At 55.6% G+C, this 20,381-nt stretch carries 17 protein-coding genes; 15 read left to right on the forward strand and 2 right to left on the reverse strand.

Annotation, left to right across the window (positions count from 1 at the left end):
* Positions 1 to 18: 18 nt before the first annotated feature.
* Positions 19 to 477 (reverse strand): SprT-like domain-containing protein, encoded by a 459-nt coding sequence (locus AURUGA1_RS00760; protein WP_096382579.1) that lies wholly within the window; start codon positions 475 to 477, stop codon positions 19 to 21.
* Between the two features lie 2 nt (positions 478 to 479).
* Entirely contained in the window at positions 480 to 1,340 is an 861-nt protein-coding gene (locus tag AURUGA1_RS00765) for a spermidine synthase (protein WP_114128459.1), read from the reverse strand.
* 234 nt (positions 1,341 to 1,574) lie between these two features.
* Here AURUGA1_RS00765 and rpoB point away from each other — a divergent pair, with 234 nt between their 5' ends.
* The 15 genes from rpoB to rpsS all read left to right on the forward strand — a co-directional run bounded on the left by rpoB (position 1,575) and on the right by rpsS (position 20,358).
* The gene (gene rpoB / locus AURUGA1_RS00770) at positions 1,575 to 5,069 is read left to right on the forward strand and encodes a DNA-directed RNA polymerase subunit beta (RefSeq protein WP_096383515.1); all 3,495 of its coding nucleotides are present in this window, start codon (positions 1,575 to 1,577) and stop codon (positions 5,067 to 5,069) included.
* 40 nt (positions 5,070 to 5,109) lie between these two features.
* Positions 5,110 to 8,985: a DNA-directed RNA polymerase subunit beta' gene (rpoC, locus tag AURUGA1_RS00775; RefSeq protein WP_114128460.1), complete on the forward strand. Its 3,876-nt coding sequence runs from the start codon at positions 5,110 to 5,112 to the stop codon at positions 8,983 to 8,985.
* An 86-nt stretch (positions 8,986 to 9,071) separates the two neighbouring features.
* Positions 9,072 to 9,725 (forward strand): hypothetical protein, encoded by a 654-nt coding sequence (locus tag AURUGA1_RS00780; RefSeq protein WP_114128461.1) that lies wholly within the window; start codon positions 9,072 to 9,074, stop codon positions 9,723 to 9,725.
* A 199-nt stretch (positions 9,726 to 9,924) separates the two neighbouring features.
* Positions 9,925 to 10,299: a 30S ribosomal protein S12 gene (gene rpsL, locus AURUGA1_RS00785; RefSeq protein WP_096382570.1), complete on the forward strand. Its 375-nt coding sequence runs from the start codon at positions 9,925 to 9,927 to the stop codon at positions 10,297 to 10,299.
* Positions 10,299 to 10,769: a 30S ribosomal protein S7 gene (gene rpsG, locus AURUGA1_RS00790; protein WP_096382567.1), complete on the forward strand. Its 471-nt coding sequence runs from the start codon at positions 10,299 to 10,301 to the stop codon at positions 10,767 to 10,769. Before rpsL ends, rpsG begins: the two co-directional genes overlap by 1 nt.
* A gap of 43 nt (positions 10,770 to 10,812) precedes the next feature.
* Entirely contained in the window at positions 10,813 to 12,930 is a 2,118-nt protein-coding gene (fusA, locus tag AURUGA1_RS00795) for an elongation factor G (RefSeq protein WP_114128462.1), read from the forward strand.
* An 83-nt stretch (positions 12,931 to 13,013) separates the two neighbouring features.
* Positions 13,014 to 14,207: an elongation factor Tu gene (gene tuf, locus AURUGA1_RS00800; protein WP_096382562.1), complete on the forward strand. Its 1,194-nt coding sequence runs from the start codon at positions 13,014 to 13,016 to the stop codon at positions 14,205 to 14,207.
* Positions 14,208 to 14,279: 72 nt separating this feature from the next.
* On the forward strand, positions 14,280 to 15,176 hold the full coding sequence (locus tag AURUGA1_RS00805) for a cytochrome b/b6 domain-containing protein (RefSeq protein ID WP_114128463.1): 897 nt from the start codon (positions 14,280 to 14,282) through the stop codon (positions 15,174 to 15,176).
* Positions 15,177 to 15,240: 64 nt separating this feature from the next.
* Positions 15,241 to 16,908: a SulP family inorganic anion transporter gene (locus AURUGA1_RS00810; protein ID WP_114128464.1), complete on the forward strand. Its 1,668-nt coding sequence runs from the start codon at positions 15,241 to 15,243 to the stop codon at positions 16,906 to 16,908.
* 361 nt (positions 16,909 to 17,269) lie between these two features.
* Positions 17,270 to 17,578, forward strand: coding sequence for a 30S ribosomal protein S10 (gene rpsJ, locus AURUGA1_RS00815; protein ID WP_030147986.1), 309 nt, complete (start codon positions 17,270 to 17,272; stop codon positions 17,576 to 17,578).
* Between the two features lie 8 nt (positions 17,579 to 17,586).
* The gene (gene rplC, locus AURUGA1_RS00820; RefSeq protein ID WP_114128465.1) at positions 17,587 to 18,243 is read left to right on the forward strand and encodes a 50S ribosomal protein L3; all 657 of its coding nucleotides are present in this window, start codon (positions 17,587 to 17,589) and stop codon (positions 18,241 to 18,243) included.
* Between the two features lie 3 nt (positions 18,244 to 18,246).
* Positions 18,247 to 18,894 carry a 50S ribosomal protein L4 gene (rplD, locus tag AURUGA1_RS00825; RefSeq protein WP_096382552.1) on the forward strand — a complete coding sequence of 216 codons (648 nt, stop codon included), beginning with the start codon at positions 18,247 to 18,249 and terminating at the stop codon, positions 18,892 to 18,894.
* Positions 18,894 to 19,199, forward strand: a complete 306-nt coding sequence (gene rplW, locus AURUGA1_RS00830; protein ID WP_096382550.1) for a 50S ribosomal protein L23 — start codon at positions 18,894 to 18,896, stop codon at positions 19,197 to 19,199. The genes rplD and rplW overlap by 1 nt, the downstream gene beginning before the upstream one ends.
* Positions 19,200 to 19,224: 25 nt before the next feature.
* Entirely contained in the window at positions 19,225 to 20,061 is an 837-nt protein-coding gene (gene rplB / locus AURUGA1_RS00835; RefSeq protein WP_096382548.1) for a 50S ribosomal protein L2, read from the forward strand.
* Positions 20,062 to 20,076: 15 nt separating this feature from the next.
* Entirely contained in the window at positions 20,077 to 20,358 is a 282-nt protein-coding gene (rpsS, locus tag AURUGA1_RS00840) for a 30S ribosomal protein S19 (RefSeq protein ID WP_096382546.1), read from the forward strand.
* Positions 20,359 to 20,381 lie beyond the last annotated feature (23 nt).

The raw sequence follows: 20,381 nt of genomic DNA on the forward strand, positions 1-20,381 counted from the left end.
TTCCCCCTCCTTCACACGCTAGCTGATTTCTCGCTTTTCCCAGTGGATTAAATTGGCGCGATTAAATCCCCGGCCACATTCACCGCAGCTCAACACTTTCTTGGGCTGACGGAAACGGTAGTGTTCATGCCCTGCTGGGCAGGTGCCCAGCCAGGGAGCAAGCTCATGTGCCGCACTTCCGTCATGGGTTCGCTTACCGTCATATCCCAGGTCATAGGCGATCTTCTTCCAGGTTGGGCCGTGTCCGGCCCGAGGTCCGGCAATCGCGTGAGCAACTTCGTGCAAGAGAATCTGATGAACTTCATCGTCCTCATATTTGGCAGCCAGGTGCCTGGAGACAGAGATCTTTTTTTCCGTGAAATTACACAGACCTGCGCGCGTGCGAGCATGGTCGAACCCAAAACTCCACACTGCGGGATCAAGATGCAGGCGGATGAGGGCATCGGCCCACTTTGTTACCCGATCCAGGTCTGCCATGGTTACTTCTTTGAAATCTGAAAGATTGTTTTATTCGGGGTGGGGGAGGCTATGGCGGTGGTGTCCAACACAATGGGGGCACTGCCAATGAACTGTTTCATTTCCGCACCCTCAACAGCTTTTGCCGGGTGAGGTCCACCTGCAAGCAGGCGGGGCAGCCATTGGCCAATGGCAGGATCCTGTGTTCCCACCAGAACCACATTGCCAAAGCGCCGCCCTTTGAGCACCTGTGTTTCTGCCAAAGCAATCACATGGGGAAGTACTGCGTTTAATGTTGCAGCCTGTCCACGGGCAAAGGCCAAGCCAGGACCGTCGGCCACATTAACAATGAGCACACCAGAAGGAGCAAGAAGCTTTGCTGCTTCGGTGTAAAACTCGACGCTGGTGACATGAGCGGGTGTGCGTGCTCCACTAAAAACATCCACAATCACGACATCGACGTTGCCGTGAAGTCCACTGGGCAGTTTGCCCAGGACTTCACGTGCATCGCCGTACCTCATGCGGATGTTTGCATTTTTTTGCAGGGGAAGGTGTTCCCTAACAAAGTCGATGAGGTCTTGCTCGAGTTCAATGACCTGTTGCCGGGAACCTGGCCTTGTTGCCTCGACATAGCGGGGGAGGGTGAGAGCGCCACCGCCTAAATGAACAGCGGTGATGGGTTGACCAGGTTTCCCAACCTGATCGAGAACGTGGCCAATGCGGCGAATGTATTCAAAAAAGAGCTCGCTGGGATCGTCAATAAAGACGTGTGATTGGGGAGTTCCATCAATATCGAGAATGAAGGCGCCATCTTGATATGGGTCAGGTTCAATAGTTGCGCGCAAACCGGAAGACTTCAGGGTGATGGTTGGGTTGGTCGCCATGTCTCTACACCACCAGAAAAATCGAACTAGACATCGGCCCGCAAACCGTTATAGAGTTGTAATTTGCGCTCGATGTTTTGTCATGCCCTCATATTGCGGTCGGGGTGACAGTACAACAATCTCGTGGAGAACTCCACGAGTGGCCCCACTTTAGCGGGTCTCATCGGGTTTGCAATTTATCCCACACCAACCACAACCATGATGGTCCATGACGGACCCACGGAGGTTATTTCCTTGGCTGCTGCGCGCAACGCAAAAGACACCAAGTCCATCAAGAACGGCCGTAGTGCATCGCGCTTGTCGTTCGCGAAGATTACGGACACTCTGACTGTTCCCGATCTTCTGGCACTTCAGACCGAGAGCTTTGACTGGCTCGTCGGAAATGAACACTGGCAGAAGCGTGTGGAAGAAGCAAAGAAGGAAGGTCGCCAGGACCTGCCTTCACGCACTGGTCTAGAAGAGATCTTTGAAGAGATCTCTCCCATCGAAAACCTCGATGAGACCATGCAGCTCTCTTTCACCAACCCGTATCTCGAGCCTGAGAAGTACTCCATCTTCGAGTGCAAGGAGCGTGGCAAGACCTACGCTGCTCCTCTGTATGTCGAAGCAGAGTTCATGAACCATGTCACGGGTGAAATTAAGACCCAGACCGTGTTCATGGGTGACTTCCCTCTCATGACCGAAAAGGGAACCTTCATCATCAACGGCACCGAGCGTGTAGTTGTGTCTCAGCTGGTTCGTTCCCCCGGTGTGTACTTCGAGCGTGCACAGGAAAAGACCTCTGACAAGGACGTTTACTCCGCACGCATCATCCCAAGCCGTGGCGCATGGCTCGAATTCGAAATCGACAAGCGTGACGCTGTTGGTGTTCGTATCGACCGTAAGCGTAAGCAGTCTGTCACTGTCTTCCTCAAGGCCCTCGGTCTGACCAGCGAAGAAATCGCAACTGAGTTTGCCGGTTATGACTCCATACTGCAGACCCTGGAAAAGGACACCATCCTCACCAAGGAAGACGCTCTGCGCGACATTTACCGCAAGCTCCGTCCAGGCGAGCAGGTTGCTGCTGAAGCTGCACGTGCGCTTCTGGACAACTTCTACTTCAGCCCCAAGCGCTACGACCTCGCCAAGGTAGGTCGTTACAAGATCAACCGCAAGCTCGGTCTTGAAGCTCCGCTGACTGACTCTGTTCTTCGCGTTGAAGACATCATTGCAACTATCAAGTACCTCGTTGCACTGCACAACGACGAGAAGACCTTCCCCGGTGTTCGCGATGGCAAGAAGGTTGACATTCGTCTCGACGTAGACGACATCGACCACTTCGGTAACCGTCGTATCCGCGCCGTCGGTGAGCTCATCCAGAACCAGGTTCGTACCGGTCTGTCCCGTATGGAGCGCGTCGTTCGCGAGCGCATGACCACTCAGGACATTGAGGCGATTACTCCTCAGACCCTGATCAACGTGCGTCCCGTTGTCGCAGCAATCAAGGAGTTCTTCGGAACCTCACAGCTGTCACAGTTCATGGACCAGAACAACCCGCTTGCTGGTTTGACCCACAAGCGTCGTCTGTCCGCTCTGGGCCCCGGTGGTCTCTCACGTGAGCGTGCAGGTGTTGAGGTTCGTGACGTTCACTCGTCTCACTACGGACGTATGTGTCCTATTGAAACCCCTGAAGGCCCCAACATTGGTCTGATTGGTTCGCTCGCATCCTTCGCGCGTATCAACGCTTTCGGTTTCATTGAGACCCCCTACCGCCGCGTGGTCAAGGGCAAGGTAACCGAGCACATCGATTACCTCACCGCTTCGGAAGAAGATGACTTCGTTGTGGCACAGGCAAACGCTCCACTGACCAAGGACAGCCACTTCGCTGAAGAGCGTGTTCTGGTTCGTCGTAAGGGTGGCGAGGTTGAACTCGTTCCTGCGGCTGAAGTGGACTACATGGATGTGTCCCCACGTCAGATGGTGTCTGTTGGTACCTCGCTGATTCCATTCCTCGAGCACGACGATGCAAACCGCGCACTCATGGGTGCCAACATGCAGCGTCAGGCTGTGCCACTGCTGCGTAGCGAAAGCCCGCTGGTTGGTACCGGTATGGAAAACTTCGCCGCAATCGATGCTGGTGACGTGATCCTCGCAAACGCTGCTGGTGTCGTTTCTGAGGTGTCGGCTGATGTCGTCACTGTTCAGCTCGATGCTGGTGGAACCGAGGACTACTTCCTGCGTAAGTTTGACCGCTCGAACCAGGGCACCAGCTACAACCACCGTGTCATCGTGACCGCTGGTGAGCGTGTTGAGGTTGGTCAGGTCATCGCTGATGGTCCTGCCACCGAAAACGGTGAACTGGCTCTGGGTAAGAACCTGCTCGTGGCATTCATGCCCTGGGAAGGTCACAACTTCGAGGATGCGATCATCCTCTCCCAGCGTCTGGTTCAGGACGACGTCCTTTCCTCAATTCACATCGAGGAATACGACGTTGATGCTCGTGACACCAAGCTGGGTAAGGAAGAGATCACTCGCGACCTGCCCAATGTGTCCCCTGAACTCATCGCTAACCTCGACGAGCGCGGCATCATCCGTATCGGTGCAGAGGTTCGCCCCGGCGACATCCTCGTCGGTAAGGTCACACCTAAGGGTGAGACTGAGCTTTCTGCTGAAGAGCGCCTGCTGCGCGCCATCTTCAATGAAAAGAGCCGCGAAGTTCGCGACACTTCTCTGAAGGTGCCTCACGGTGAAGCCGGAACCATCATTGGTGTGAAGGTATTCGACGCAGAGAACGACGAAGACGAGCTCGGCTCGGGCGTCAACCAGCGCGTTGTTGTCTACATCGCTCAGAAACGTAAGATCACCGAAGGTGACAAGCTTGCTGGTCGTCACGGAAACAAGGGTGTTATCGCCAAGATTCTCCCTGTTGAAGACATGCCATTCCTCGAAGACGGAACTCCTGTCGACGTCGTGCTCAACCCACTGGGTATCCCCGGTCGAATGAACTTCGGTCAGGTTTTGGAAACCCACCTCGGGTGGATTGCGAAGCAGGGTTGGAAGGTTGAAGGCAACCCAGAATGGGCTGCAAACCTTCCTGCAGAAGCATTCGAGGCTGCCCCTGGCACCAAGGTTGCTACCCCCGTGTTCGACGGTGCTCTCGAGGAGGAAATCGCTGGTCTACTCGATGTGACCACACCTACTCGTGACGGTGACCGCCTGATTGGTGCTTCCGGTAAGGCACGTCTGTTCGACGGTCGTTCTGGTGAGCCATTCCCTGAGCCCATCTCTGTGGGTTACATGTACATCCTGAAGCTGCACCACCTTGTCGATGACAAGATTCACGCACGTTCAACGGGTCCTTACTCGATGATCACGCAGCAGCCTCTGGGTGGTAAGGCACAGTTCGGTGGACAGCGCTTCGGTGAGATGGAGGTGTGGGCACTGGAAGCTTATGGTGCCGCTTACGCACTTCAGGAACTTCTCACCATCAAGTCCGACGACATCGTGGGCCGCGTCAAGGTCTACGAAGCCATCGTCAAGGGTGAGAACATCCAGGAACCCGGTATCCCCGAATCGTTCCGTGTTCTCATGAAGGAAATGCAGTCCCTCGGTCTCAACGTTGAGGTTCTCAACGAAGCTGGCGATGTCGTCAGCCTCCGCGACGCCGACGATGAGGCATACCGTGCCGCTGAAGAGCTCGGTATCAACATCTCTACCCGTTTCGAGTCTTCGTCCATCGACGAGATCTAAACGACAGTCAGACAAGTAAGAATCTAAGGAAAGAGTTAAATTGCTCGACGCAACCGCTTTTGACAAGCTTCGTATCGGTCTGGCCACTGCTGACGACATTCGTCGTTGGTCGTTTGGTGAGGTCAAGAAGCCCGAAACAATCAACTACCGTACCCTCAAGCCTGAGAAGGACGGCCTCTTTGGTGAGCAGATCTTCGGACCTTCTCGCGACTGGGAATGCTCCTGCGGCAAGTACAAGCGTGTCCGCTTCAAGGGCATCGTGTGTGAGCGCTGTGGCGTAGAGGTCACCAAGTCATCCGTGCGCCGTGAGCGCATGGGTCACATTGAGTTGGCCGCTCCCGTTACTCACATCTGGTACTTCAAGGGTGTTCCTAGCCGTCTGGGTTACCTCCTGGACATGGCGCCGAAGGACCTCGAAAAGGTCATCTACTTTGCTGCCTACATGGTTATCGACATCGATGAAGAGGGCCGTCACGCTGACATGCCTGGTCTGGAGAACGAGCTTCGTCTCGAGCTGAAGACCCTCGGCGACCAGCGCGATGCACGTATTGCTGACCGCATGCAGCGTCTGGAAAACGACCTGGCAGCTCTCGAAGCTGAAGGGGCAAAGTCCGACCAGAAGCGTCGTGCGAAGGACGTAGCTGAGAAGGAAATGTCTCAGATCCGCAAGTCCATCGACGACGAAATCGCTCGCCTCGAGCGCGTCTGGGAAGACTTCCGCAACCTCAAGGTTGGCGACCTCAAGCCTGAAGATGCTGTCTTCAACGAGCTGGTAGACCGCTACGGCCTCTACTTCGACGCCTTCATGGGTGCTGAAGCAATCAAGCGCCGCTTGGAAACCTTCGACCTGGAAGCAGAAGCGGAAGCTCTGCGTCTGGAAATCACCGAAGGTAAGGGTGCAAAGAAGATCCGTGCGATCAAGCGCCTCAAGGTTGTTTCTTCCTTCATCAACACCGGAACCAGCCCAGCGGCAATGGTTCTCGATGTTGTTCCTGTTATCCCACCAGAGCTTCGCCCCATGGTCCAGCTCGACGGTGGACGCTTTGCGACCTCTGACCTCAACGACCTTTACCGTCGTGTGATCAACCGCAACAACCGTCTGCGTCGTCTGCTTGACCTTGGTGCTCCAGAGATCATCGTGAACAACGAAAAGCGCATGCTGCAGGAAGCCGTTGACGCGCTGTTCGACAACGGTCGTCGTGGACGGCCCGTTACCGGAACCGGTAACCGTGCGCTGAAGTCACTCTCTGACATGCTCAAGGGTAAGCAGGGTCGTTTCCGTCAGAACCTGCTCGGTAAGCGCGTGGACTACTCCGGTCGTTCCGTGATTATCGTTGGTCCTCAGCTGAAGCTCCACCAGTGTGGTCTGCCCAAGCAGATGGCTCTCGAGCTGTTCAAGCCATTCGTGATCAAGCGTCTGATCGATCTGAGCCACGCTCAGAACATCAAGAGTGCTAAGCGCATGGTTGAGCGTAGCCGTCCCCAGGTGTGGGATGTTCTCGAAGAGATCATCCGCGAGCGTCCAGTTCTGCTGAACCGCGCACCAACCCTGCACCGCCTCGGTATTCAGGCATTCGAACCTCAGCTCATTGAAGGTAAGGCTATTCAGCTTCACCCTCTCGTGTGTGCTGCGTTCAACGCTGACTTCGACGGTGACCAGATGGCTGTTCACCTTCCTCTGTCGGTTGAGGCTCAGGCCGAAGCACGCATTCTCATGCTGGCTTCCAACAACATCCTCAAGCCTTCAGATGGTCGCCCCGTGACCTTGCCTACTCAGGACATGATCATTGGTCTGCACCACCTCACCACCGTGAAGGAAGGTGCAACCGGTGAAGGACGCGCATTCAGCTCAATTGCTGAGGCAATCCTGGCTCACGACCAGCACACGCTGGACCTCAACGCGATGGCACGCATTCGTCTGAACGATGTTGTCTTTGCAGAGGGTGACGCACCTGAGGGTTACACCGGTGGTCCCGTATTGGTCAACACCACGTTGGGCCAGGCACTTTTCAACGAGGCTCTGCCCGCTGATTACCCCTACGTCCAGAAGGTTGCTGACAAGGGCACCATCTCGGCTATTGTCAACGACCTTGCTGAGCGCTACCCCAAGACCGTGGTTGCTGCCACCCTTGACAACATCAAGGATGCTGGTTTCCACTGGGCTACTCGCTCGGGTGTGACCGTTGCACTCTCCGACGTTCTGACTCCTCCTAACAAGCGCGAAATCGTTGCTGGTTACGAGAAGTTGGCTGCCAAGGTTCAGTCTGAGTTCGAGAAGGGCATGATCACTGACAACGAACGTCGTCAGGAACTGATCAAGATCTGGACCGATGCTACTGCTGAAGTTGCTGAAGCTATGCTGAAGAACTTCCCTGCAAACAACACCATTAACCGCATGGTCACCTCTGGTGCTCGTGGTAACTGGCTGCAGGTTCGTAACATCGCGGGTATGCGTGGTCTGGTGAACAACCCGAAGGGTGAAATTATCCCTCGTCCGATCATCAACTCGTACCGTGAAGGTCTCTCCGTTGTGGAGTACTTCATCGCTACCCACGGTGCTCGTAAGGGTCTGGCTGACACCGCTCTGCGTACTGCAGACTCCGGTTACCTCACTCGTCGTCTCGTCGACGTCTCGCAGGATGTCATCATCCGCGAGGAGGACTGTGGCACCACCAAGGGTCTCGACCTGCCTATCGCTGCCGCTAACGCAGCCGGTGAGCTCGTCCGTGACGCCAACGTGGAGAACTCCATCTACGCTCGTAGCCTCGCTGCTGACGCAGTCGACGCCAAGGGTAATGTCATTGCCAAGGCTGGTGACGACGCAGGTGACGTTCTGATTGACACCCTCATCGCTGCTGGTATTCACGAGGTCAAGGTCCGCTCGGTCCTCACCTGTGAGTCTGCAACCGGTGTATGTGCTGCCTGCTACGGCCGTTCACTGGCGACCGGCAAGCTGGTCGACATCGGTGAAGCCGTCGGTATTATCGCTGCTCAGTCCATTGGTGAACCTGGTACTCAGCTCACCATGCGTACCTTCCACACGGGTGGTACCGCTGGTGCAGACGACATTACCCAGGGTCTGCCTCGTGTTCAGGAGCTCTTCGAAGCACGTACCCCTAAGGGTGCATCGCCTATCGCTGAGACTGCTGGTCGCATCACCATCGAAGAGACCGACAAGAGCCGTAAGGTCATCCTCACACCAGACAACGGTGATGAGCCTGTGATCTACCCTGTGCTCAAGCGTTCGACTCTCCTCGTATCTGATGGAGACCACGTTGAACTCGGACAGCAGCTCCAGGTTGGAACCGTTGACCCCAAGGAAGTTCTGCGCGTACAGGGCGTTCGCGCCGTACAGCAGCACCTCGTTGGTGGCGTGCAGGGTGTTTACCGCTCGCAGGGTGTACCTATCCACGACAAGCACATTGAGGTCATCGTTCGTCAGATGCTCCGCAAGGTAACTGTTGTTGAGCACGGTGACACTGAACTGCTCCCTGGTGAGCTCGTTGACCGCTCGCGTTACACCGAGCTCAACCGTGCTGCTCTGCAGGAAGGCAAGAAGACCGCTTCGGCTCGTCAGGAAGTCCTCGGTATTACCAAGGCATCTCTGGCAACTGAGTCATGGCTGTCGGCTGCCTCCTTCCAGGAGACCACCCGTGTTCTCACCCAGGCTGCGATGGACGGCAAGTCCGATCCTCTCGTCGGCCTCAAGGAGAACGTCATCATCGGTAAGCTCATCCCCGCCGGAACCGGTCTTGCGAAGTACCGCAACATCGCCGTCGAGGCAACCGAGGAAGCTAAGGCAGAACGCTACCCCAACCGCATCTTTGCGGCAGAGGGTGACTTCTCCGACGCTGACCTGAGCTTTGTCGACTTCGAGTCTTTCTCGTCGGATGACTTCTCGGGTAACTACAACTAAGTAGGAATCGAACTCTTCTCGAGTTTGAGACTTACCGAAAGCCCCGCCACAAGGCGGGGCTTTCGTCGTTGTACGCTGGGCGCATCATGAGTGATGTTGCACAGGAACACCCCGAGTTTTTCAAGCCAACTCCCGAAGAGGAGGCCGCTCGCGGTGCTGGTTTTTCCTCGGTGGCAGCAGGAACCAGTGCAGATTCTCCCGCTGTTGAGACCAAGCCCAGCAACCGCACTACGGCAGCGCTGGTAGCGCTGCTCGGGGGTGCGATCTTTGCTGTTCTCTACGCGTTAGCTGCCTGGGGTTATTCGGCGGCTGCCTGGCTATATGGATCTTCGTCAGCTGGCACGGAAGCTGCTGCGTTCATTCAAGAACGCAGTCTGAGCTTCCTGCTGACTCCGGTGTATTGGTTGACCGTTTTTGCCTTCACGCTCTACTTTGTCCTCCTGGCTATCCTGGTGAACACGGGCCACTGGCGCTCTTTTGTGCTGTGGGGTCTGCTGGTTGCTGTGTTGACGTATGCCACTGCTATTGGGGCGGGACTGCTCACTGTTCGTGCGTGGACCTTGACCTACAGTGAAGCAATTGAGTTTATGTGGCGTGGAATCGCCTTCAACCCGCTGGTGTTGGTTGCCGTTGTGCTCTCTCGTGAAATTCCTATCTGGCTCGGTGGTTGGATTGCGCTGAAGGCACGCAAGTATCGTGACGCGGACCAGAGAGCTGTTACTGAGGAAATTGCCGTTTGACCCGGTGCCATCAGCTGGGATAAGCTCTTTGATTGGTGCGTTTTGCGCGCCAGAAACACCTTAAGGGTCAACCCACTATTCCGGTGGTGAACCCCCACGGCATATCTGTCATCAATGACTCCACACTCGTGGCGTCGCGGCAGATGTTTAGCTAAATCGTTTAGCGGCTGTCACCGTGCAGTTTTAATAAGGAGAAATAGTGCCAACTATTAACCAGTTGGTTCGTAAGGGACGTACGCCTAAGGTCACCAAGACCAAGGCTCCAGCCCTGAAGTCGAACCCACAGCAGCGTGGCGTATGCACCCGTGTGTACACCACCACCCCTAAGAAGCCAAACTCGGCTCTTCGTAAGGTTGCTCGTGTCAAGCTCAGCAACGGAACCGAAGTAACCGCCTACATTCCCGGTGAAGGTCACAACCTCCAGGAGCACTCGATGGTGCTCGTTCGTGGTGGTCGTGTAAAGGACCTCCCCGGTGTTCGTTACAAGATCGTTCGTGGTGCTCTCGACACCCAGGCCGTGAAGAACCGTAAGCAGGCTCGTAGCCGCTACGGAGCGAAGATGGAGAAGAAGTAATGCCTCGTAAAGGTCCCGCTCCTAAGCGTCCCGTTGTCGCCGATCCCGTATACGGCGCCCCCATTGTTACCCAGCTCGTCAACAAGATTCTTCTTGATGGCAAGAAGGGTCTCGCAGAGCGCATCGTTTACGGTGCACTCGAAGGTGTAACCGCTAAGACCGGTGCAGATGCAGTCGTCACTCTCAAGAAGGCACTCGACAACGTGCGCCCCACCCTTGAGGTTCGCTCTCGCCGTGTTGGTGGTTCGACCTACCAGGTCCCCGTTGAGGTTAAGCCTCACCGTGCAAACACCCTCGCACTGCGTTGGTTGACCAGCTACGCCAAGGCTCGCCGCGAAAAGACCATGACCGAGCGTCTCATGAACGAGATTCTCGATGCATCAAACGGTCTGGGCGCAGCAGTCAAGCGTCGCGAAGACACCCACAAGATGGCCGAGTCGAACAAGGCCTTCGCTCACTACCGCTGGTAGATCAGAGCCAGTCCCTGTTCACCCCTAATTTCGGAGGAATCCTGTGGCACAAGACGTGCTTACTGACCTAAACAAGGTCCGCAACATCGGCATCATGGCCCACATCGATGCTGGAAAGACCACCACCACTGAGCGAATCCTGTTCTACACCGGTGTAAACCACAAGATCGGTGAAACTCACGATGGTGCGTCAACCATGGACTGGATGGCCCAGGAGCAGGAGCGTGGTATCACGATTACTTCTGCTGCAACCACCTGTTTCTGGAACAAGAACCAGATCAACATCATTGACACCCCCGGTCACGTTGACTTCACCGTGGAGGTGGAGCGTTCGCTCCGCGTTCTCGACGGTGCTGTTGCTGTGTTCGACGGTAAGGAAGGTGTTGAGCCTCAGTCTGAGACCGTATGGCGCCAGGCTGACAAGTACGACGTTCCTCGTATCTGCTTCGTCAACAAGATGGACAAGCTGGGTGCTGACTTCTACTTCACTGTAGACACCATCATCAAGCGTCTTGGCGCTAAGCCACTTGTTATCCAGCTTCCTATCGGTTTCGAGAACACCTTCGAAGGTGTTGTTGACCTGGTAGAGATGCGCGCACTCACCTGGCGTGGAGACGCTAAGGGTGACGTGGAAATGGGTGCCAAGTACGACATCGAAGAGATCCCAGCAGATCTCGTTGACAAGGCAAACGAATACCGCGCCAAGCTCATCGAAGCTGTTGCTGAAGGTGACGACGAACTACTCGAGCGTTACCTCAACGGTGACGACCAGTTCACTGTTGCTGAGATCAAGAAGGCCATCCGCAAGATGGTAATCGCTTCTGAGATCTACCCCGTTCTGTGTGGCTCTGCCTTCAAGAACCGTGGTGTTCAGCCTATGCTCGACGCTGTTGTGGACTACCTCCCCAGCCCGCTCGATGTTCCTGCAACCCAGGGTCACGACGTGCGCGATGAGGAAAAGGTTCTCGAGCGTAAGCCAGATGCAAAGGAGCCTTTCTCGGCTCTGGCCTTCAAGGTTGCGGTACACCCCTTCTTCGGCCGTCTGACCTACACCCGCGTTTACTCGGGTGCAGCTGACTCCGGTGCTCAGGTGCTCAACGCAACCAAGGACAAGAAGGAACGTATCGGCAAGATCTTCCAGATGCACGCCAACAAGGAAAACCCTGTTGAGTCGATGTCTGCTGGTCACATCTACGCCGTGATTGGTCTGAAGGACACCACCACTGGTGACACCCTCTGCGATCCTGCAAACCCCATTGTTCTTGAATCAATGAGCTTCCCCGAGCCTGTTATCTCGGTTGCTATTGAGCCCAAGACCAAGGCTGACCAGGAGAAGCTGGGTACTGCTATCCAGAAGCTTGCTGAAGAAGACCCCACCTTCCGTGTTGAGCAGGACCAGGAAACTGGTCAGACTGTGATCTCCGGTATGGGTGAGCTTCACCTCGATATCCTCGTTGACCGTATGCGTCGCGAGTTCAACGTTGAGGCAAACGTGGGTAAGCCACAGGTTGCCTACCGCGAGACCATTCGTCGCAAGGTAGACAAGCACGACTACACCCACAAGAAGCAGACCGGTGGTTCTGGTCAGTTTGCTAAGGTTCAGATCTCGCTCGAGCCTCTCACTGTTGAGGGCGACAAGATCTACGAATTCGATAACCAGGTCACTGGTGGACGTGTTCCTCGTGAATACATTCCATCTGTTGACGCTGGTTTCCAGGCCGCTATGGCAGTCGGTGTTCTCGCCGGCTACCCCATGGTCGGCGTCAAGGGCATCCTCGTTGATGGTGCCTACCACGACGTTGACTCATCGGAAATGGCCTTCAAGCTTGCAGGCTCTATGGCCTTCAAGGAGGCGGCCCGAAAGGCTGACCCCGTTCTTCTCGAGCCATTGATGGCTGTTGAAGTTCGTACTCCTGAGGAGTACATGGGTGACGTTATCGGTGACCTCAACTCTCGCCGTGGACAGATTCAGTCCATGGAAGATGCAACAGGCGTCAAGGTCGTTAGCGCCCTTGTTCCTCTGTCGGAAATGTTCGGATACGTCGGTGATCTGCGGTCGAAGACCTCAGGTCGTGCGGTGTACTCGATGACCTTCGACAGCTACGCCGAGGTCCCGAAGGCTGTCGCCGACGAGATCGTCCAGAAAAACAAGGGCGAGTAATTTCGCTCCTTGTGAGTTCAGTAAAATAAATCAAACCCTGTAGTTTCCAACCGGAAGCTACTCGAATGTCCTAGGAGGACCCCGTGGCTAAGGCCAAATTCGAGCGCAACAAGCCTCACGTAAACATCGGAACCATTGGTCACGTTGACCACGGTAAGACCACTCTTACCGCAGCTATCTCCAAGGTTCTCGCTGACACCTACCCATCCGCAACCAACGTTCAGCGCGACTTCGCGTCGATCGACTCCGCTCCTGAAGAGCGTCAGCGCGGTATTACCATCAACATCTCGCACGTTGAGTACGAGACCCCTAAGCGTCACTACGCACACGTTGACGCTCCTGGTCACGCCGACTACATCAAGAACATGATCACCGGTGCTGCTCAGATGGATGGCGCAATCCTCGTTGTTGCTGCTACCGACGGTCCTATGGCTCAGACTCGCGAGCACGTTCTGCTCGCAAAGCAGGTTGGTGTTCCTTACCTCCTCGTTGCTCTGAACAAGTCCGACATGGTTGACGACGAAGAAATCCTGGAGCTCGTCGAGCTCGAAGTTCGTGAACTCCTTTCCAGCCAGGGCTTCGATGGCGACAACGCTCCTGTTGTTCGCGTATCTGGTCTCAAGGCTCTCGAGGGTGACCCCAAGTGGACTCAGTCCATCCTGGACCTCATGGAAGCAGTAGACACCTCTGTTCCAGACCCAGTACGTGACAAGGACAAGCCATTCCTCATGCCTGTTGAGGACGTATTCACCATCACCGGTCGTGGAACCGTTGTAACTGGTCGCGCCGAGCGCGGTACCCTCCAGATCAACTCTGAAGTTGAAATCGTTGGTATCCGCCCAACTCAGAAGACCACTGTTACTGGTATCGAAATGTTCCACAAGCAGCTCGACGAAGCATGGGCTGGCGAGAACTGTGGTCTTCTTCTTCGCGGTACCAAGCGCGAAGAGGTTGAGCGTGGCCAGGTTGTTGTCAAGCCTGGTTCGGTTACTCCTCACACCAACTTCGAAGGAACTGCTTACATCCTTTCCAAGGATGAGGGTGGGCGTCACAACCCATTCTTCGGTAACTACCGTCCACAGTTCTACTTCCGTACCACCGACGTAACCGGCGTCATCACCCTGCCTGCTGGCAAGGAAATGGTTATGCCTGGTGACACCACTGACATGACCGTTGAGCTGATTCAGCCCATCGCTATGGAAGAGGGCCTCGGCTTCGCTATCCGTGAGGGTGGTCGTACCGTAGGTGCTGGTACCGTAACCAAGATCATCAAGTAATTTCATTACTGATCGGAAAGCCCCGGCCTCACGGCCGGGGCTTTCTTCGTTAACTTCGATAGATTTGAGGGCGTGAGTGTGCAACGCAAACAGCTAGTCGGCTACAGTGCCGTTGCTCTAGTTGTACTTGCTGCACTCATTCTTATTGCGCAGTGGCTGCGCACCCTGCCTGAGGTGGAACGCTTTCTCACCTCCTATCCAGGGACAACACCACTTCCGCAGAATGCGCCGGTGGGGATTCCCGCCTGGTTGGCCTGGCAACACTTTCTGAATTTCTTCTTCTTATTGTTTGTCATCCGTACGGGCTGGATAATTCGCTCCAAGAAACGCCCCCCAGCGTTTTGGACTCCCACAAAGTTTCGCCTGAATAAAAATGCCCCAGCACAACGCATGGGGTTGTATCACTGGTTCCACATCCAGATGGATTTCTTGTGGGTGCTCAATGGAGTGATCTTCATAGTGATGCTGTTTGTCACTGGACAGTGGGTGCGTATTGTTCCCACTTCGTGGGAGGTGTTCCCGAACGCTCTCTCAGCTGGACTGCAATATGCGTCACTGGATTGGCCCAGTGATAATGCGTGGGTGAACTACAACAGCCTGCAGGTGTTGGCCTATTTCCTCACTGTCTTTATTGCTGCACCCATTGCGATTAAGACCGGCCTGCGACTGTCGCCGCTGTGGCCGAAAGAGGGCTGGCTGCACCGGGTGTTCCCCGAGAAGCTCGCTAGGTCTTTGCACGTGATCGTGTTGTTCTATTTCTTTGTCTTCATCGTCGTGCACGTCACCCTCGTCTTCACTACAGGTGCTCTGCGTAATCTCAACATCATGTTTGCTGGCAATGATGGAACTTCGTGGCTGGGGGCCGGTATGTTCGCCCTGTCTGTTGTGGCGATGGTTATTGGTTGGGTGCTCATGCGCCCCAGCATTCTCAAACCGATTGCTGCTTTTTCTGGAAAAGTCCAAGGCTAAGCCTTCCCCCTCAGCGGAAGAGGGTGTGCGGTGAAAAGACCTCAAGAGGAATAGTCTTTCTGGCATGTGGGCGACACTGATGTCTCTACTGCCGAGCCGCGCAGACTATGTCGCCTTGCCCCGAACGTGGAAATCAGACCTTCTTGCCGGACTCACTGTAGGTATCGTTGCGCTGCCGCTCGCTCTCGCATTCGGAGTGAGCTCGGGTGTGGGTGCTGAAGCCGGTTTGATCACGGCAGTTGTCGCAGGGTTTATAGCCGCCGTCTTTGGCGGCTCCAATGTTCAAGTCTCGGGTCCAACCGGAGCCATGGTGGTGGTACTAGCTCCGATTGTGGCCAATCACGGTATTGCCTCGGTCGTGATTGTCGGCCTGCTGGCCGGGGTGTTTGTCCTCGTGATGGGAATCTTCCGGCTAGGCCGGGCAATCAGTTTTATTCCCTGGCCGGTCATCGAGGGTTTCACACTCGGAATTGCGGTCATCATTTTCTTGCAGCAAATACCTGCTGCGGTGGGCTCTCCTGAATTCGCAGAATCACCGAGTGCACTTATTTCTGCGTGGAATGCCATCGCGGCAACCAACCTCAATCTCGCGCTGTGGTCGTTAGGTGTTGTGTTACTGGTTGCCCTCATGATGGTTGTTGTTCCCACGGTGTTGCCCATCGTTCCTGGTTCTATTGTGGCGATTGTGGTGGTCACCTTGATTGCAGAGTTGAGCGGCTCACCCCTGCAACGTATCGGTGAACTTCCCAACTCCCTGCCACTTCCGGCCCTACCGGACTTTGCTGGAATCTCAGTGGGGGAGTTGATTGTTCCCGCCCTGGCAGTGGCAGCACTGGCAGCTATTGAATCTCTGCTCTCGGCACGCGTGGCAGCCTCGATGGCAAATACCGGAATCTTTAACCCCAACCGGGAACTCATCGGGCAAGGCCTGGCCTCGCTCGGGTCAGCGCTTTTCGGTGGCATGCCTGCCACCGGAGCAATTGCCCGCACCGCCGTGAATGTTCGCTCAGGCGCCCAGACCCGCATGGCAGCTATCGTGCACTCGGTGGTGTTGTTAGCCGTGGTCTACATCGCCACCGGTCCCGTCTCCAGGATTCCACTTGCTGCGCTTGCTGGAGTGCTCATGGTTACTGCGGTGCGGATGGTTCCCAGCCGTGCCGCGTGGAGGATTCTGCGCAGCACCAAACATGATGCGTTCATTTTTGTCATCACCGCGGTGATCACCGTCACCCTGGATCTGGTGGAAGCAGTGGTGGTGGGAATTCTTGTAACGGTGCTCTTTTCACTTCGCGCTCTGTTCATGCGCGGCCAAGTGCATCGAGTGACTTTGCCTGGGCCGTCACAGCCGTCAGATGAGCGGATCGCTTTGTTCCGGATTGAGGGGGCCCTCTTTTTTGGGGTTGCCGAGAAGATTCATGAAGAGGTCACTACTCATCCGGATGTGACTGTGGTGATTATTCAGCTCTCGGGAGTGCAGTTTCTTGATGCCACCGGTGCACAGATTGTGGCGGAGATGGTGACTCAGCTCGAACGGGACGGGAAAACCGCGATTATCAAGGGAATTCCCCAACAACACCGTGAGCTAATTACCCGCGTGGGAGTGCTGGGGCAACTGCGTCATCCCAACCATGTGTTTGATAATTTAGAGCTTGCCATCGCCCACGCACGCTCGCATATAACACGCGAAGATGCTGCGGCGGCGGAAGGTCGCCCACGACCCTTCTTTAGCTAGGGCAACTGTGGCGTCTTTAGTGGGGAAACTGCTCGACACGCCCGGGTTGCACTCTGGTTATAAAGTGTGGCAGACTCTTCAAGTTCGACATTTTCTGCCTTTGTGCAGAAATCACTACCCTGGCAGTGCATAACGGCGGAGAGATTCCGATCACGTTAGGCCGCAGGTAGAGAACATCGCCAAAGCTCTCAGCTGAGCCTGGGGTAACCCGGACTTTGCCGTGTTCGCGCGGGAGAGAGCCCAAGCACATTGACATGTAAACAGTGGTGCGACACCTAAAAGTAGAGTGCCAGCGTTTTAACGCGATGCGTCCAATGCGGTCCCGAGGCTGTACGACGCACTGAATGAAAGAGAGAGTCACATGGCGGGACAAAAGATCCGCATTCGACTTAAGTCATATGACCACGAGGTCATTGACTCCTCGGCGCGCAAGATTGTCGACACTGTAACCCGTGCGGGTGCAACTGTTGTCGGCCCTGTGCCCCTTCCTACCGAGAAGAACGTTGTTTGTGTAATCCGTTCTCCTCACAAGTACAAGGACAGCCGCGAGCACTTTGAGATGCGCACCCACAAGCGTTTGATCGACATCGTCGACCCCACGCCCAAGGCTGTTGACTCGCTCATGCGCCTTGACCTTCCTGCTGACGTCAACATTGAGATCAAGCTCTAGGGGACGACATGGCAAACGCAACTAAGACTGTTAAAGGTCTGCTGGGCAAGAAGCTTGGTATGACCCAGGTATGGGATGAGAACAACAAGCTTGTTCCCGTCACCGTTATCGAAATCACCCCTAACGTGGTTACTCAGCTGCGCACCACTGAGAAGGACGGCTACGAAGCTATTCAGATCGCTGGCGGCGCTATCGACCCTCGCAAGGTGAACAAGCCTGCAACTGGTCACTTCGAGAAGGCTGGAGTTACTCCTCGCCGCCACGTGACCGAAGTTCGCACCCCCGACGCTTCTTCCTACACTGTAGGCCAGGAACTCACCGTTGACTCCACCTTCGAAGCCGGCCAGAAAGTCGACGTCGTTGGAACCAGCAAGGGTAAGGGTTTCGCCGGTGTTATGAAGCGTCACAACTTCAAGGGTGTATCTGCATCTCACGGTGCACACCGTAACCACCGTAAGCCTGGTTCAATCGGTGCTTCCTCGACCCCCAGCCGCGTCTTCAAGGGAATGCGCATGGCCGGTCGTATGGGTGGAGAGCGCGTCACCGTGCTCAACCTCAAGGTTCACGCAGTAGACGCAGAGAAGGGCCTCTTGCTCGTCAAGGGAGCTGTTCCTGGTGCACGTGGCCGCCTCGTATTCGTTCGCAACGCAGTGAAGGGGGCGTAGTCCATGGCTACCGTTACCACTCTCGACGTCGTTGACCTCAAGGGCAAGAAAGCAGGCTCTGTCGAGCTTCCTGCAGAGCTCTTTGACGTTACCGTCAACGTCCCACTGATCCACCAGGTTGTCGTCGCTCAGCTTGCTGCTGCCCGTCAGGGTACGCACAAGGTCAAGGGCCGCGGCGAGGTTTCTGGTGCAGGTCGCAAGCCTTTCAAGCAGAAAGGAACCGGTCGCGCTCGTCAGGGTTCGATCCGTGCTCCTCACATGACCGGTGGTGGCATCGTGCACGGACCCGTGCCACGTAGCTACGCACAGCGCACCCCCAAGAAGATGATCGCTGCAGCTCTGCTCGGTGCTCTTTCTGACCGCGCTCGCGGTGGACGTATTCACGCCGTCACCGCATTTGGTGAGAAGGCTCCTTCCACCAAGGTCGCTGCCGAGTTCTTGAACACCATCGCTTCGAGCAAGAACGTACTGATCGTTCTTGACCGTAACGATGACCTGTCGCTCAAGAGCGTTCGCAACCTGCCTAACGTTCACGTTCTGAACTCAGACCAGCTGAACGCTTACGACGTGCTCGTCTCTGACGACATCGTGTTCACTCAGGAAGCAATCACTTCCTTCGTGAACAGCAAGAAGAAGGAAGAGGCCAAGTAATGACTAACGCAGCTTGGAACAAAGACCCACGCGATGTTGTCATCGCTCCGGTTGTCTCCGAAAAGAGCTACGGTCTGATCGACGAAGGTAAGTACACCTTCCTGGTTGACCCTCGCTCCAACAAGACCGAGATCAAGCTCGCTATCGAGAAGATCTTCTCGGTTGAGGTTGCTTCAATCAACACCCTGAACCGTCAGGGCAAGACCCGCCGTACCAAGTTTGGAATGGGTAAGCGCAAGGACACCAAGCGCGCCATTGTCACTCTGAAGTCCGGTTCCATCGACATCTTTACGGCCGTTGGCTAAGCGGAACGGATAAAGAGGATTAATCATGGCTATTCGTAAGTACAAGCCCACAACCCCGGGCCGTCGTGGCTCGAGCGTTGCGGACTTCGCTGAAATTACCCGCTCGACTCCTGAAAAGTCGTTACTTCGCCCCCTGTCCAAGACCGGTGGCCGTAACAACCAGGGTCGCATTACTACCCGTCACATCGGTGGTGGCCACAAGCGCCAGTACCGCGTTATCGACTTCCGTCGTAACGACAAGGACGGCGTATTGGCCAAGGTCGCTCACATTGAGTACGACCCCAACCGCACCGCACGTATTGCACTGCTCCACTTCGTTGACGGCACCAAGCGCTACATCTTGGCTCCCAACAAGCTGAGCCAGGGTGACTTCGTTGAGTCCGGCCCCAGCGCCGACATCAAGCCAGGTAACAACCTGCCTTTGAAGAACATCCCTACCGGTACCGTTATCCACGCGATCGAGCTCAAGCCCGGTGGCGGCGCAAAGATGGCGCGTTCGGCTGGTGCATCTGTTCGTCTCGTTGCTAAGGATGGCCCCTACGCGCAGCTTCGTCTGCCTTCGGGTGAAATCCGCAACGTTGATGCTCGTTGCCGCGCCACCATTGGTGAAGTTGGTAACGCAGAGCAGTCCAACATCAACTGGGGTAAAGCAGGACGTATGCGTTGGAAGGGCGTTCGCCCAACCGTTCGTGGTGTTGCTATGAACCCAGTCGACCACCCACACGGTGGTGGTGAGGGTAAGACCTCCGGTGGTCGTCACCCTGTCAGCCCCTGGGGTCAGAAGGAAGGCCGTACACGCCGTCCTAACCAGGAAAGTGACAAGCTCATCGTCCGTCGTCGTACCGTCGGCAAGAAGCGCTAGTAGGAGTTTAAGAAGATGCCACGCAGTCTTAAGAAGGGCCCCTTCGTTGACGAGCACCTGCTTCGCAAGGTTGTTCGCCAGAACGAGGCCAACACAAAGAACGTAATCAAGACCTGGTCACGTCGATCCATGATCATCCCCGCGATGCTCGGTCACACGATTGCAGTTCACGACGGTCGCAAGCACATTCCTGTGTTCGTTACCGAAACCATGGTCGGACACAAGCTTGGTGAATTTGCACCAACTCGTACCTTCCGTGGCCACGTGAAGGATGACAAGAAGGGCCGTCGCCGTTAATCGCGGTGACGAGAAGGAGTAGA

Source organism: Aurantimicrobium sp. MWH-Uga1, from assembly GCF_003325955.1.
GTDB lineage: Bacteria > Actinomycetota > Actinomycetes > Actinomycetales > Microbacteriaceae > Aurantimicrobium.

Coding starts and splice junctions, on each gene's coding strand:
- rpsG (WP_096382567.1), top strand. CDS start 10,299: ATGCCTCGTAAAGGTCCCGCTCCTAAGCGTCCCGTTGTCGCCGATCCC.
- AURUGA1_RS00780 (WP_114128461.1), top strand. CDS start 9,072: ATGAGTGATGTTGCACAGGAACACCCCGAGTTTTTCAAGCCAACTCCC.
- AURUGA1_RS00760 (WP_096382579.1), bottom strand. CDS start 477: ATGGCAGACCTGGATCGGGTAACAAAGTGGGCCGATGCCCTCATCCGC.
- rplD (WP_096382552.1), top strand. CDS start 18,247: ATGGCTACCGTTACCACTCTCGACGTCGTTGACCTCAAGGGCAAGAAA.
- rplW (WP_096382550.1), top strand. CDS start 18,894: ATGACTAACGCAGCTTGGAACAAAGACCCACGCGATGTTGTCATCGCT.
- AURUGA1_RS00810 (WP_114128464.1), top strand. CDS start 15,241: ATGTGGGCGACACTGATGTCTCTACTGCCGAGCCGCGCAGACTATGTC.
- rplC (WP_114128465.1), top strand. CDS start 17,587: ATGGCAAACGCAACTAAGACTGTTAAAGGTCTGCTGGGCAAGAAGCTT.
- rplB (WP_096382548.1), top strand. CDS start 19,225: ATGGCTATTCGTAAGTACAAGCCCACAACCCCGGGCCGTCGTGGCTCG.
- rpsS (WP_096382546.1), top strand. CDS start 20,077: ATGCCACGCAGTCTTAAGAAGGGCCCCTTCGTTGACGAGCACCTGCTT.
- AURUGA1_RS00765 (WP_114128459.1), bottom strand. CDS start 1,340: ATGGCGACCAACCCAACCATCACCCTGAAGTCTTCCGGTTTGCGCGCA.
- rpsJ (WP_030147986.1), top strand. CDS start 17,270: ATGGCGGGACAAAAGATCCGCATTCGACTTAAGTCATATGACCACGAG.